This window comes from Gallintestinimicrobium sp., from assembly GCF_046968865.1.
GTDB classification, from domain to species: domain Bacteria; phylum Bacillota; class Clostridia; order Lachnospirales; family Lachnospiraceae; genus Gallintestinimicrobium; species Gallintestinimicrobium propionicum.
In genome coordinates, this window is record NZ_JBKVPW010000003.1 from 295,324 (window position 1) to 309,157 (window position 13,834).

Sequence of the window (13,834 nt, forward strand, 5' to 3'; positions counted from 1 at the left end):
GGGACATGTAAAATGCCGATCAGAATCAGCAATTATGCTGGAAAATTTGGATGGAACGCGAGAAAATATTTTCCTAGACTGGCATCTGAACTTTACCTGAAGCTTCAGTTTACGACCAGAGGAAAGGTACAGCAGGACTATATCGACTATTTTCTGAATGCACCGGAAATTCCGCATCCGCATGTAGTAAACCTGGAGACAATCAATCGCTGCAACTCGACCTGCGAGTTCTGTACGGCGAACAAAAATGCAGAAAAGCGTCCCTATGCCCGCATGTCGGAGGAGCTTTACTACAGCATTATCGATCAGTTAAGGGACTGGAACTACAAGGGACATCTGACCCTGTACGGAAACAATGAGCCCTGGCTGGATACCAGAATCGTAGAGTTCCACAAATACGCAAGAAAACAGCTGCCGGACTGCTTTATCTTTATGTCCACGAACGGACTGATCCTGGACATCGATAAGGTAAAATCGATCATTCCGTATGTCAACCAGCTGATTATCAATAACTACTGTCTGGACATGAAGCTGCATGACAACATTCAGGAGATCTATGATTATGTCAATGCGCATCCGGATGAATTCAAGGACGTTGATATCCTGATTCAGATGCGCTATCTGAAAGAAGTCCTGACCAACCGTGCAGGCAGTGCACCGAACAAAAAGGCGACCAGCAAGATTATCAAAGAAACCTGCCTGATGCCGTTTACCGATATGTGGATCACACCCAACGGCAAGCTGGGTATCTGTTGCTGCGATAACTTTGAAGTGACGGATTTCGGTAACCTGAACAATATCGCGTTGAAGGACGCATGGAACAGTGCCCTGTACAAACGACTGCGTACTGCAGTAAAGGACGGCAGACAGAACTGGGAGTTCTGTAAACACTGTGACTTTATTGACACGAAGCTGCGCACGGACATTGCGAAAGAAGCAATGAAAGAAGCAGGATACGGCAAATACGCGAAATAAACGTCGGTTCATGCGTAAAAGCAGCTGCACAGCAGCAGGGCGCATCGAAGATACAGCTTTGTAGATGACACGGGCGAACTGCACTGAAATTAAAAAGAAAAAAACAGGCTGCAGCCTCTGACAGGAAACTATGTCAGAAAGGCTGCAGCCTGTTTTGGTTTTAGCAAGACGCAGAAACGGCGAAAGAAAACCGCTTTGCGCCTGGTTCTCTTTCGCCGTGTAATTCATGACAATAGAATGCTCGCAGAGCGTGCATTCTATTGTTCGTTTCTGTCTCAGTTTTTCGCTTCGTGATATTCTTTTTCTGTATTGACGTTCCAGATGTTGGAGCGGTCGCGGATACCGTTTACGATGTTGTGTACGACCTCGAAAGAGGTGCACATCGAATGGTCGATGTTGTTGTAACGGTGCTGACCGTTTCTACCGACACAGTAGAGGTTGTCGATGCCGTTGAGCCAGTGGATCAGAGTATCGATTTCCTCGTAGGTATCGAAGTAAGCGGGATAAGCTTTTTTAACAGATTCGGAATGCGTATCAAGCACGTCATCCTTGCTGTCGATCATGCCCATTTTGATGATCTCGTCCACAGCAAAGTCAGAAAACTCCTGATCGGACATATTCCAGAGCTTATCGCCTTCGTTGCAGAAGTATTCCAGACCGATCCATACGGTATGCTCGAGATCGACAACCATGTAAGGCGACCAGTTGTTGTAAATCTGGAAACGGCCGAGCTGTACGTTGCGGTCATGGACATAAACCCAGTTGTCCGGAACGATGTTGCCGACGGTTTTGATCTTGGTCTTGTTTTTCAGATTGAGCTTGCGCACCAGAACGCCCAGTGTGCGGTAATCACGGTAAGGAAGTCCTGCCGCAATTTTGGCTTCTTTTTCCGGAACGTCGTTCATACCGCCGACGAGATCGCGGATCGGCATGGAGGAAATGAAGACGTCAGCTTCTTCGCGGATCTTCTTGCCATCCTGCTCGTAGGTCAGAGCGACGATGTGGTCGTTTGCATCTTTTTCCAGACCGACAACCTTGCAGCCCTTTAAGATTTTACCGCCTAGCTTTTCGATTTCGGAAGCGGTTACGTCCCACAGCTCGCCGGGACCGAGCTTGGGATAGCGGAAGGATTCGATCAGGGAGGTTTCTACCTGATGTGCTTTTTTGGTCGGTACGATTTTCCAGAGGATGTCTTTTAAAATCGCAATAATGGAAAGTCCCTTTACGCGCTGTGCACCCCAGCTGGGATCGATATCCCTGGGATGACGTCCCCAGAGGTTCTCGGTGTAGTGTTCAAAGAACATGGAATAGAGCTTTTTGCCGAAACGGTTAATATAGAAATCCTCGAGGGAGTTTTCCGGGCGTTTGTGGATCAGGCTCGCGAGATAGCTGAAGCCGACCTGCATCGTCTGGAGAAAGCCCATGTTCATGAATAGCTCAGGCTTTAACTGAATCGGGTAATCGTAGAATTTCTGATCAAAATAAATACGGGACACGCGGTTACGGTTTAGCATAACGCGGTCTTCTTTCTGGGGATCGGGACCGCCCTTTTCCAGCGGAACGTCGCGCTGCAGCATGATATCGTCCGCTGCGGGAGCCCCCTGCATGGGAAGCATCTGTTCCCACCATGCATTTACTTCCGGAACCTTGGAGAAAAAGCGGTGACCGCCCATATCCATACGGTTTCCTTTATAGTTGACGGTCTTGGAAATACCGCCCATATGAAAACTCTCTTCAAATACAGTTACTTCGTACTCATCGGACTGCTTTAACAGTTCGTATGCCGCGGTAAGGCCGGCAGGGCCCGCGCCGATGATAAAGGCTTTTTTCATGAAACAGGATTCCTTTCTCTGATCTTGTACTTTCGGTAAAACATTATAATGCGTCAATTATCTTTTATTGTAACATACAAGCAGGCACTGTTCAAGCAGGAAATCAGACCGCAGGAAAGGACAGGTGAACTGGTGTATGATGTTAAGATCGTGCTAAAAACGTTAAAAAGGGGACGCAAAATACACAGGAAGTCGACAGGAGATTACAAAATGATGTATTTCAAATTCTTTTCGGAGGGAAAAAAGTTCTATATAATAAAAGATGTAGTTTTGTATAACGTATAAAACTGCATGGGGATTGAGCCGAAGGCTCGTGATTTTGAGGATGTCCAAAATATGGACAGAAGGGAGATTGCATGAACAGCATCTTATTATCAACGCAGGAATGCGGCAGCCAGGAACTTCTTCAACTGACGGAAATGCTTTGCAGGGAACAGGATTTTCAGATCATTGTTTCAAGGGCGTTTCCCTTTATGGAAAAGGAAAGGAAAACAAAAACCGTAGAAAACAGGGCGGGCGATTTGTTGACAAAGCTCGGGTTTAAGGCGAATCTGAAGGGTGTTGTCTATTTGAAGGCAGCTGCGAGAATCGGTCTTGAGGACAGGGAAGAGCTGGAAGGCGTAACGAAACGACTATATCCAGCCATCGCAAAAGAATGTAGGACGTGTGCCGGCAGAGTAGAGCATGCAATCCGGCATGCCATTCATACGAGCTGGGAAAAGGGAGATGTCAGACAGCAGCGCATGGTGTTTGGATACGACAGGGAAAGTGGAAACCGTCCGACAAACGCGGAGTTTATCGCACGCATGATTGACTGTCTGGAACGGCAGGATCATCTCTTATATTCCTGATTCCTTCATTCGGAAAATCAGCTCTAATTTGATAAAAACGTTCAAAGGGGAACAGCGTTTGGCACAAGTTGCGCCAGAAACGGACTGTTCCCCTTTTATAGTGGACAGATATCTACAGGCTTCGGGTTACGCTGCCTGGTCGGGGACGATACGTCAGGAACCATCCCCCAACCGGTCTGCAGCTTATGCTTTCTCATCCGATCCGATCTGCCAGCAGCATGTCGATCAGGCAGCGTGCGGCAGCGCCGAGAGGACGGCTTGGATCCCGCACGAGACAGATGTAGCGGTTCGGAATTTCCTCTGTAAGGGGAATTGAAACAATGCGTTTTTCAGAAAGTGCCTGCGCTGCCAGATCCTCCGGCATAAACGCAAGTCCCAGATTATGGCTGACAACAGGCAGCAGCAGGTCGGCGCTGGCAAGCTCGATATCGTAGTTGAGGGGAAGTCCGTGGGCGGCAAAGAAGTTCTCATAAAACTGATGGGACATGGTTGCCTCCGTCAGACCGGCGAGAGGATACTGTATCAGCTCCTGCAGGGAGATGGGCTTATCCATGAGCGCAGAAAAACGGGGTCCGCCGACTAAAATGCTGCGAACGGGACGGAGCCGGACTGTGCTGTAAGGCTTTTCAATCTGCAGAGGGGTTGGAACAACAGCGACGTCGGTTCGCCCTTCCTTTAAATCGGAAAGCATGTGGGCAGTGGTTCCGTTACTGATGCGGATTTTGACATCCGGATGCTCCTTCTGGAACAGCGCCAGCCGATCCAACAACAGGCAGTGGAGAGCGGTTTCGGTTGCTCCGACGCTGACTGCTCCACCGTGCAGGCCGAGGGAAAGCCCGAGCTCCTCTTCGCCCCGCAGGATGCGTTCACAGGCGGGAGCAACATATCGGTAAAGCATCTCGCCCTCCGGAGTCAGGGTGACGCCGTGACGGGAACGGATAAAAAGGCGGCAGCCCAGCTCGCTTTCTAAGTTCTGGATGCTCCGGGTCACGGACGGCTGGCTGGAAAGCAACATGGTAGCAGCACGCGTGAAGTTTTTATATTTGGCAACATAATAAAAGGTCCTGTAGTAATCAAAGCTTGCAGACATGGGAAATCCTCCTGGGATCGTGAAAAAAATCACAGATTTTATTCAAAAGCAGACATAAAAGCAATTCTGTAATACGTTTTTGGTATTACACACATATCAGATTTATATTTTTAAAAAAAGGGTAAATCTAGTATAATACGCACGGAGCAAATTGAAAAGCATTTATAACGTACATGCTCAAAACAGTAGAAAAGGAGGCATGTGAACATGGGGCAGTCCATTGAAGAAGTCTTAAACAGGCTTGTGGCTGTGGAAGACGCCGCACAGCAGATGCAGGATGCGGTGGATGCACAGAAAAAGGAACTCGCTGCTCAGATGGAAGAAAAGAAAAAACAGTTTGACAGTATGCTGGAGTTAAAGACAGAACAGAAGACCGAAGAACTGGAAGCAAACATGGAGCACGAGAAGGCAGCCGCGCTGGAAAAACTCCGGGAGGAAACGAAAAAGCAGCTTGCCGGAATGCAGCACAAGTATGATACAGAGCACGACAGGATTTCGGATGAAATTCTGCAGTCCATGATTAAGGATGTGAGCAGATGAGTTTATTTCGTTACAGCGGTCTGACAACGAAGGTACGGGCCATGAGCGGTGCGCTTTTGAGCAAAGAGGATTTTGACCAGATCAGCACCCTTGGCAATGTTCCTGAGGTTGTCGCATGGCTGAAAAAGAAGCCGTCCTATGGGAAGGTGCTCGGAAATGAAAATGAGAACACCATGCACAGAGGACAGGCGGAGGGAAGGATCAAACGTTCCTTCTACGCTGATTTTTCCAAGCTGTACCGGTTTTCCAACATGGAGCAGAGAAATTTTCTGGATACGTATTTCAGACGCTACGAAATCACCTGTTTAAAAAACATTGTACAGGCGATCCTGTCAGACAGCCCGACACTTGCGGATGTTTCCGATTATGAGGAAGCCTTTGCGAAGCATTCGGCATTTCCGTTAAAGAAGGCAGCGTCTGCAGATTCGATGGAGACACTGGTCAGCGTCCTTTCGGATACTCCTTACGGGGATGTGTTGCGTAAGGTGGCAGGCAGCGGGTCCACAACTCTGTTTGACTATGAATTTGCATTGGATATGTTTTATTTCAGGGATCTCTGGAAACGGGTCAGAAAAGAATTGAAAAAAGAAGACCGGGAAGCAGTGCTGGAATCGGTGGGTGTTACAATCGATACCCTGAATCTGCAGTGGATTTACCGTGCCAAACGCTATTACGGGATGAAAGCGGCAGATGTTTATGCCCTGATCATTCCGGTGCATTACCGGCTGAACCTGGAGCAGGTCAAACGAATGGCGGAGGCGGAGAGCACAGAAGAAATGTTGAACTTCGCAAAAGAAACCAGGTATGGAAAATATCTGCAGGAAATGGAAAAACCGAATCTGGAACGGGTCGGCAGTATGATCCAGGAAAACGTGCACCGTGCGCTGATGAGACAGAACCCCTATTCAGCTGCATGCCTGGAAGTCTATTTATATAGGAAAGAACAGGAAGTGCACAGGATCATCACGGCGATGGAATGCGTCAGATACGGTTTGCCGGCTGAAAAAATCAGAGAATACCTGGCATAAAGGAAGGTGCGGCAAAATTGATTGAAAAAATGAAATTTATCAGTGTGATCGGGCCAAAGGATCAGCTCGACACAGTAACCAGGCAGTATCTTTGCCGGTATGAGATACAGCTGGAAAATGCGATGGGCGAATTGAAGCATTTAAACAACATCACACCCAACGCAGAGTTGAACCCTTACCGGGAAGCAGCAGGAAGAGCAGCAGAGATTGCTGCGCTTTATGGAAGCAAAGCAACGGCAGTGAGAGACATGGATGTGGATACAGCCATGGAACGGATCACTGAAGTGCAGAGCAGAATTCAAAAGGCAGACAGAGAGACAGATGCACTGGAAAAGGAACTGAAAAAGGAGCGGGGACTGCTGGATGCGGTCAGCCCCTATCAGGAGCTGCATTTTGATATTTCCAGAATCCTTCACTTTAAAGAAGTAAGATTCCGTTTCGGCAGACTTCCAGTCGGCTACTATGAGCGTTTAAAAACCTACGCATACGACGATGCCTGCACGATTTTTGAAAAATGCAAGGAGACGGAGGATTATGTTTGGGGCGTTTATTTCGTTCCGGCGGCAGAAGCCAAAAAGGTGGATGCGATTTATGCTTCTCTCCATTTTGAACGGATTCATCTGGAGGATGCCTACGAGGGTACCGTTGATGAGGCCTGCCGGGAATTAAAGGAAAAAACAGATGCCCTGGAGCAGCAGATCACAGCAGTGAGAGCAGAGCTTGCAAAAGAATTAAATGGGATGTCTGAATCGATCTCTGCTGCAAGCAAGACCCTTGCGTATGAATCCAAGCTGTTTGATGTCCGCAAGCTGGCGGCATTTACCAAGGCGAAAAACGAAACCTTCTTCATCCTCTGTGGATGGATGGAAAACAAGGAGGCAGATCTGCTGAAAAAGGAGCTGGAAGAGGATCCGGATATTTTCTGTACACTGGAAGAAAATCCGGACAGAAGAGTTTCAATCCCTCCGACTCGTCTGAAAAACCCGAAGCTGATCAAGCCGTTCGAAATGTTTATCCAGATGTATGGCCTGCCGAACTATCAGGAATTTGACCCGACACTGTTCGTGGCGTTGTCCTATTCGATTATCTTCGGTGCAATGTTCGGTGATGCGGGACAGGGTCTGGTGCTGTTGATCGGCGGATATTTATTGTACCATTTTAAAAAGATCAACCTGGCAGCAGTTCTTTCGAGCTGCGGATTCTTCTCTACAATTTTCGGACTCCTCTATGGCAGTGTATTTGGTTTTGAGGACTGGATCCCGGCGCTGTGGTTGCGTCCGACGGAGGCAATGACGAATCTGCCGGTGATCGGAACACTCAACACCGTATTTGTTGTGACGATCACCATCGGTATGGGACTGATTCTTCTGACGATGATCTTCCATATGATCAATTCCCTCAGGGAGAAAAAGCCCGGAGAAGCACTGTTTGATACGAACGGACTGGCTGGCTTTGTATTTTACGGTGCAGTTGTTGCAGTCATCATGCTGTTCATGACCGGACATACCATTCCGGCAGCAGGCGTTTTGGTTGTAATGTTTGTAGTACCGCTTTTGGTCATCGTATGCAAGGAGCCGCTCAGTGCCCTTGTGGAAAAGAAAAAGTATCAGGATGAAAACGGACCGGTGATGTTCGTAGTGCAGGGCTTCTTCGAATTATTTGAAGTATGCTTAAGCTATTTTTCCAACACCCTGTCCTTTGTCCGTATCGGTGCATTTGCAGTCAGCCATGCGGCGATGATGCAGGTGGTTATGATGCTGGCAGGCGCAGAAAACGGACAGGCGCCCAACGTGATCGTTGTGATCGTCGGCAATCTGGTCGTAATGGGTATGGAAGGTCTGATCGTAGGCATTCAGGTACTCCGTTTACAGTATTATGAATTTTTCAGCCGCTTCTACAAAGGGGACGGCAGAAAATTTGAACCCTATTTATCAAAGGAAGAAAACATTTAAGGAGGTCATTTGTCATGACAAAAGTTTTATTATTCGCAGCACTTGTAGCTTGTATCGCAGTTCCGTTCCGTGTATTTGTAAAAGGGGAACAGACAAAGCACAGATATAAAACAACCCTGGCATTAAACGGCGTAATGTTCTTTGGACTGATGCTTTTTACCGGCGTTATGATGTTTTCCGGCAACGCATTTGCAGCAGAGACTGCTGAAACTGCAGCAGTTGCAGCAAGCAGCACAGCAACCGGTCTTGGTTATATTGCAGCCGCACTTTCCATCGGCATGTCCTGTATCGGTGGTGGTATCGCCGTAGCGAGTGCAGCAAGCGCAGCACTTGGTGCAATCAGTGAAGATTCCTCTATCCTCGGTAAGTCCCTGATCTTTGTAGGTCTGGCCGAAGGTGTCTGCCTGTATGGTCTGATCATCGCCTTCATGATCATTGGTAAGCTTTAATGAAAATGTATCTGATCAGCGACAACATTGATACCTGGACAGGAATGCGGCTGGCAGGAGTAGAAGGTGCGGTGGTCCACGAGAAACAGGAGCTGAAGGCAGAAATCGACAAGGTGCTTGCCGATAAGGAAATCGGCATCCTGCTTTTGACGGAAAAATTCGGAAAGGAATTTCCGGATATCATCGATCATATCAGGTTGGAGCGGAAGTTACCGCTGATTGTGGAAATCCCGGACAGACACGGCACAGGCCGTGCACCGGATTTCATCACATCTTATGTGAATGAAGCGATCGGAATCAATATCTGAAAAAGAGCTGCATAGGCGCAGCATCTTTTAGGAGATATTTCGGAGGAGACCATGACAATAGACGAAAAGCTGCAGCATTTTATGGATGTGACCACAGAAAAGGTCAATGCAGAAAATGCCAAACAGATGCAAGAATATGAGCAGGGACTGGAAAAGGTCTATGAGGATTACAAAGAGACGGCCCTGCGCAAATCCGAGCTTGCACTGAAGTTAAAAGAAGAAAGCTTAAAGAAGCAGATGAACGCAGATCTGGCAGCAGAACAGATCCTGATCCGGGAACAGACCGGAAAGCTCCTGCGGGAGTTGGATGAAAAGCTTTCTTCCGAAGTAAAGGGAAAGCTGGAACGCTATATGGCGACCAGTGCATATGAAACCTATCTGGTAAATCAGGCACGTGAAATCGTGAAATTTGCAGATGGAGACGACGTGACCGTTTATATCGATCCGGAGGATATCTGCCATAAGAATGCGATTTCTGCAGGTGCAAACGTAGCCGTTACTGTGAGTGAATACAGCTTCGGCGGAGGCGTGCGTGCGGTAATTTCCAAACGCGGCATACTGATCGACCAGTCTTTTGATACGAAACTGAAGGAAGCTTTTGATGGAAAGGAGGCGAGCCTTAGATGGAAAACTCGTTAAGCATTTATGGGATCAACGGCCCGCTGGTCACTGTCAAAGGTAAGACAGATTTAAAGATGAGCGAGATGGTATACGTCGGCAAAGAAAAGCTGGTCGGCGAAGTGATCCGTCTTTCTCCGGAGCTGGCGACGATTCAGGTATTTGAAGAGACGTCCGGTTTAAAGCCCGGAGAGCTGCTGTATCCGACGGGCGCAACACTTTCTGTTACCCTGGCACCCGGCATCGTGTCCAATATCTTTGATGGTATTGAACGCCCCCTTGCCGAAATTGAGAAAAAATCCGGTAAATATATCGACAGAGGCTTCTCTATGGATTCTCTGGATACTCACAGGAAATGGCAGACGAAGCTGTGTGTAAAGCCCGGAGACAGAGTGTCCGGTGGTACGATTATTGCAGAGGTACCGGAAACTCCCGCCATTGTGCATAAGGTAATGGTGCCTCCCGACGTGGAGGGTATTGTGGAAACAGTTGTTCCGGATGGTGAGTATACGATCAACGATACGATCGTAACTCTGCTGTTAAAGGATGACAGCGTAAAAGAGCTGACCATGACCCAGAAATGGCCGATCCGTATTCCCAGACCGAATCAGAAACGACATCCGGCATCCCGCCCGCTTGTAACCGGACAGCGTATCCTGGATACCCTGTTCCCTATCGCAAAGGGCGGCACAGCGGCGATCCCCGGCGGTTTCGGTACCGGTAAGACCATGACTCAGCACGCAATCGCAAAATGGTCTGATGCAGATCTGATCGTTTATATCGGCTGCGGTGAGCGAGGAAACGAGATGACGGAGGTTCTGGAGGATTTCTCCAAGCTGATCGACCCCAAGTCCGGAAATCCCATGATGGACCGTACCGTTCTGATCGCCAATACCTCCAACATGCCGGTGGCTGCCCGTGAGGCGAGCATTTACACCGGTCTGACACTGGCAGAGTATTATCGTGATATGGGCTACCATGTAGCGATCATGGCAGATTCCACCTCCCGTTGGGCAGAGGCACTGCGTGAGCTGTCCGGACGTCTGGAAGAAATGCCGGCAGAGGAAGGCTTCCCGGCATATCTGGCGAGCCGTTTGTCTGCGTTCTATGAAAGAGCCGGTATGGTAGAAAACTTAAATGGAACTGAAGGAAGTGTTACGATCATCGGTGCGGTATCTCCGCAGGGCGGCGATTTTTCCGAGCCCGTTACCCAGAATACGAAGCGTTTCGTGCGCTGCTTCTGGGGACTGGATAAAAACCTGGCATATTCCCGTCATTTCCCTGCGATCAACTGGCTGACCAGCTACAGCGAATACCTGCCCGATCTGGCGAGCTGGTATGCAGATAATGTAGGCTCTGATTTTATTGATGACAGAAATCAGATGGTAGCGATCCTGAACCAGGAAAGCAGTCTGATGGAGATCGTAAAGCTGATCGGCAGCGACGTTTTGCCGGATGATCAGAAGCTGACTCTGGAAATCGCCAGAGTTATCCGTCTGGGCTTTTTGCAGCAGAACGCATTCCATCCGCAGGATACGTCTGTGCCCCTTGCAAAGCAGCAGAAGATGATGGAGACGATCCTGTATCTTTACGAGAAATCCAAAGCACTGGTATCCATGGGGATGCCCATGTCCGTGCTGAAGGAGGATAAAATTTTTGACCGGGTAATTTCCATTAAATACGATGTGGAAAATGACCGACTGGACAAATTTGATGATTACAAAAAGGCAATCGACAAGTTCTACGACGACGTGATTGCACGCAATGCATAATGGAGGGAAAAACGATGGCAATTGAATATTTGGGATTAAACAGTGTCAACGGCCCCTTCGTCGTGCTGGAGGGTGTCAAGGGCGCGGCTTATGATGAGATCGTGGAGATCGTTGCAGACGGTAAGGAAAAAAAGCTTGGCCGTATCGTAGAGATCAACGAGGACAAGGCGGTTGTACAGGTGTTTGAAGGCACAGATAACCTTTCCTTAAAAAATACCCATACCAGACTGACCGGACATCCGATGGAAATCGGGCTGACGGATCAGCTCCTTGGCAGAACCTTTAACGGTATCGGTGCCCCGATCGACAATCTTGGTGAAGTTGCAGCAGAAAAATATGCAGATGTAAACGGAAAACCGTTAAATCCGGTATCCAGAGAATATCCCCGTAACTATATCCGTACCGGTATTTCTGCGATCGACGGTCTGACGACCCTGATCCGCGGACAGAAGCTGCCGATTTTCTCCGGAAACGGTCTGCCTCATGACCAGCTGGCTGCACAGATCGTGCGTCAGGCATCTCTGGGGGATAACTCCGATGAGAAATTCGCAGTTGTATTTGCTGCGATGGGTGTAAAATATGATGTTGCAGAATATTTCCGCCATACCTTTGCGGAAAGCGGGGTATCCGATCACGTTGTCATGTTCCTGAACCTGGCAAATGACCCGGTTGTAGAACGTCTGATCACACCCAAGGTAGCGCTGACGGTAGCAGAATATCTGGCATTTGAGAAGCATATGCACATCCTTGTTATCCTGACGGATATGACCTCCTTTGCAGAGGCAATGCGTGAGGTTTCTTCGAGTAAGGGTGAAATCCCGTCCAGAAAAGGGTATCCGGGCTATCTGTATTCCGAGCTGGCGACGATTTATGAACGTGCGGGTATTGTAGAAGGAATCGACGGTTCCGTAACGCAGATCCCGATTCTGACCATGCCCAACGATGATATCACACACCCGATCCCCGACCTGACCGGTTATATTACAGAAGGGCAGATCGTTTTGGATCGTGCGCTGCATGGACAAGGGGTATACCCTCCGGTCAATGTACTGCCCAGTCTGTCCCGTCTGATGAAGGATGGTATCGGTGAGGGCTATACCAGAGCGGATCATCAGGCTGTCGCAAACCAGCTGTTTTCTTCTTACGCAAAGGTGGGCGATGCGAGAGCACTGGCGAGCGTTATCGGTGAAGATGAGTTGTCTGCGCTGGATAAAAAATACCTGGCATTCGGTAAAAAGTTCGAGAAATACTTCGTCGGTCAGCGGGAGGATGAAAACAGAACCATTATCGATACCCTGGAGATCGGCTGGAGCCTTTTGCGCATGCTGCCCAGAGAAGAGCTGGATCGTGTGGATACAAAGATCCTGGACGAGTATTATGACAAACAGGGTCGTGTACTGGAATAAGGAGCGTTATCTATGAATACAAACGCATTTCCCACAAAAGGTAACCTGATGCTGGCGAAAAACTCCCTGACGCTTGCAAAGCAGGGCTATGAGCTGATGGATAAAAAACGGAATATCCTGATCCGGGAGCTGATGAATCTGATCGAAGAGGCGAAAACGATCCAATCAGAGATTGACGCTACGTTTACGGAGGCATACCAGGCGCTTCAGCAGGCAAATATAGAGGTGGGCATTCATTCTGTGCAGGAAATTGCAAAGGCGATTCCTGCAGAGGATTCTGTGCGTATCAAAACCAGAAGCATCATGGGCACAGAGATCCCGCTGGTAAGCTGCGAGGAGGAGAAAAAAATCCCCTATTACGGCTTTTATAATTCCAGTGAGTCGGTGGATGCTGCCCGGGAAAGCTTTTTAAAGGTAAAGGATCTGACCGTCCGCCTGTCCATGGTGGAAAACTCCGCCTACCGTCTTGCAATGAATATCCGCAAGACGCAGAAGCGTGCAAACGCCCTGAAAAATATAACGATTCCATCTTATACGATTCTCGTAAAGGATATCAGCAACGCCCTCGAAGAAAAAGAACGTGAGGAGTTTACACGTCTGAAGGTCATTAAGAGAAATATGAACCATTAAAGCAGCAGCTTGCCAGAAGGATATCTGGAATCGCTGCCATAGTAGAAAACGTCTGCAGGAAGCTGGTAGTAATCCCGCTTTTTGCGGGCGTTTTTCTATGTTGTTCTATTTCATTCGTAGTTTTCCGGATGCAGCTTCCATGCCTGCAGGAAAATCTGTAGACAGTAACCTTGCGTTTACGCCTGGCAAAAAAAGTTTTAAAAAGCTGTTGACAGAACAGAAAAACGCTGATAAAATATATATCTGTTGCGGCAAACGGCTGCAACATGAACTTCTAAAAAAGTTCAAAAAGTGCTTGACATCGACAAATAGTCCTGATATACTTTATGACTGTTGCGGCGAACGAAAGCAACACGGATTTCTGAAAAGAAATTCAAAAAAAT

The 13,834-nt window shown here is 48.3% G+C and carries 14 protein-coding genes; 12 read left to right on the top strand and 2 right to left on the bottom strand.

What is annotated here, in order from left to right; translation table 11 throughout:
* Positions 1–12: 12 nt before the first annotated feature.
* Positions 13–975, top strand: a complete 963-nt coding sequence (locus ACLTOQ_RS04765; protein ID WP_021913985.1) for a radical SAM/SPASM domain-containing protein — start codon at positions 13–15, stop codon at positions 973–975.
* A 275-nt stretch (positions 976–1,250) separates the two neighbouring features.
* Here the strand turns inward: ACLTOQ_RS04765 and ACLTOQ_RS04770 are convergent, their stop codons facing one another.
* Positions 1,251–2,807, bottom strand: coding sequence for an NAD(P)/FAD-dependent oxidoreductase (locus tag ACLTOQ_RS04770; RefSeq protein ID WP_021913986.1), 1,557 nt, complete (start codon positions 2,805–2,807; stop codon positions 1,251–1,253).
* 356 nt (positions 2,808–3,163) lie between these two features.
* Here ACLTOQ_RS04770 and ACLTOQ_RS04775 point away from each other — a divergent pair, with 356 nt between their 5' ends.
* Positions 3,164–3,658: a sporulation initiation factor Spo0A C-terminal domain-containing protein gene (locus ACLTOQ_RS04775; RefSeq protein WP_021913987.1), complete on the top strand. Its 495-nt coding sequence runs from the start codon at positions 3,164–3,166 to the stop codon at positions 3,656–3,658.
* Between the two features lie 193 nt (positions 3,659–3,851).
* On the opposite strand, the gene ACLTOQ_RS04780 is transcribed toward ACLTOQ_RS04775, so the two are convergent.
* Positions 3,852–4,748 carry a LysR family transcriptional regulator gene (locus ACLTOQ_RS04780; RefSeq protein WP_021913988.1) on the bottom strand — a complete coding sequence of 299 codons (897 nt, stop codon included), beginning with the start codon at positions 4,746–4,748 and terminating at the stop codon, positions 3,852–3,854.
* A 207-nt stretch (positions 4,749–4,955) separates the two neighbouring features.
* Here ACLTOQ_RS04780 and ACLTOQ_RS04785 point away from each other — a divergent pair, with 207 nt between their 5' ends.
* The 10 genes from ACLTOQ_RS04785 to ACLTOQ_RS04830 all read left to right on the top strand — a co-directional run.
* Positions 4,956–5,288: a hypothetical protein gene (locus tag ACLTOQ_RS04785; protein ID WP_117962257.1), complete on the top strand. Its 333-nt coding sequence runs from the start codon at positions 4,956–4,958 to the stop codon at positions 5,286–5,288.
* Positions 5,285–6,316, top strand: coding sequence for a V0D/AC39 family V-type ATPase subunit (locus ACLTOQ_RS04790; RefSeq protein ID WP_021913990.1), 1,032 nt, complete (start codon positions 5,285–5,287; stop codon positions 6,314–6,316). The genes ACLTOQ_RS04785 and ACLTOQ_RS04790 overlap by 4 nt, the downstream gene beginning before the upstream one ends.
* A 17-nt stretch (positions 6,317–6,333) precedes the next feature.
* Positions 6,334–8,268, top strand: coding sequence for a V-type ATP synthase subunit I (locus tag ACLTOQ_RS04795; protein ID WP_262585072.1), 1,935 nt, complete (start codon positions 6,334–6,336; stop codon positions 8,266–8,268).
* Positions 8,269–8,282: 14 nt separating this feature from the next.
* Complete coding sequence (locus tag ACLTOQ_RS04800) at positions 8,283–8,717, top strand: ATP synthase subunit C (RefSeq protein ID WP_021913992.1); 435 nt, start codon at positions 8,283–8,285, stop codon at positions 8,715–8,717.
* Positions 8,717–9,025, top strand: coding sequence for a V-type ATP synthase subunit F (locus ACLTOQ_RS04805; protein WP_021913993.1), 309 nt, complete (start codon positions 8,717–8,719; stop codon positions 9,023–9,025). Before ACLTOQ_RS04800 ends, ACLTOQ_RS04805 begins: the two co-directional genes overlap by 1 nt.
* A gap of 51 nt (positions 9,026–9,076) precedes the next feature.
* Entirely contained in the window at positions 9,077–9,664 is a 588-nt protein-coding gene (locus ACLTOQ_RS04810) for a V-type ATP synthase subunit E (RefSeq protein WP_118495717.1), read from the top strand.
* Positions 9,649–11,415, top strand: coding sequence for a V-type ATP synthase subunit A (locus ACLTOQ_RS04815; RefSeq protein WP_021913995.1), 1,767 nt, complete (start codon positions 9,649–9,651; stop codon positions 11,413–11,415). Before ACLTOQ_RS04810 ends, ACLTOQ_RS04815 begins: the two co-directional genes overlap by 16 nt.
* 14 nt (positions 11,416–11,429) lie before the next feature.
* Positions 11,430–12,821: a V-type ATP synthase subunit B gene (locus tag ACLTOQ_RS04820; RefSeq protein ID WP_021913996.1), complete on the top strand. Its 1,392-nt coding sequence runs from the start codon at positions 11,430–11,432 to the stop codon at positions 12,819–12,821.
* A gap of 12 nt (positions 12,822–12,833) precedes the next feature.
* Entirely contained in the window at positions 12,834–13,451 is a 618-nt protein-coding gene (locus ACLTOQ_RS04825) for a V-type ATP synthase subunit D (RefSeq protein ID WP_412318920.1), read from the top strand.
* A 139-nt stretch (positions 13,452–13,590) separates the two neighbouring features.
* On the top strand, positions 13,591–13,834 hold a 244-nt coding region (locus ACLTOQ_RS04830; RefSeq protein ID WP_412318922.1), incomplete at its 3' end, for a hypothetical protein.